Raw genomic sequence first — 329 nt, 5'->3', positions numbered from 1 at the left:
TCAATGATAAAAATATTTGGCAAAGTTAGATACCATTGGCAACCGGAATTATCATGGTCTATCATTTACTGGTCCATCACCTTTATTCCGATTTTTCTTGCCATGTCATTATATCGTGAGCAGGTTTCAGTTCCTTGGGTGGGCTTAACCTTTATTGCTATTTTTTTGATTTTTGTTGGACTGGGCTTCCACCGCTATTTTATTTTCGGTGAAGACAATCAGCTCTGGATTATTTCTTTCAATGTCTTCAAATCACTAAAGGTAGATATTGCCACCATCAAGCGGGTAGAAGTAACCAAATCAACTCTGGCTTTAGTCTTTACTAATGG

Annotated in this window: 1 protein-coding gene; it reads left to right on the top strand. The window is 37.4% G+C overall.

Features of this window, described 5'->3' with window-relative positions:
• Window positions 1-3: 3 nt before the first annotated feature.
• Window positions 4-329: EbsA family protein (locus tag FH871_RS35355; RefSeq protein ID WP_138995390.1), on the top strand; the 326-nt coding region annotated here is incomplete at its 3' end.

The organism is Larkinella sp. C7, assembly GCF_006149005.1.
Classification (GTDB): domain Bacteria; phylum Bacteroidota; class Bacteroidia; order Cytophagales; family Spirosomataceae; genus Larkinella.
Note: the sequence above shows the minus strand (reverse complement) of the source record. Positions and strands in the feature narration are given on the sequence as shown.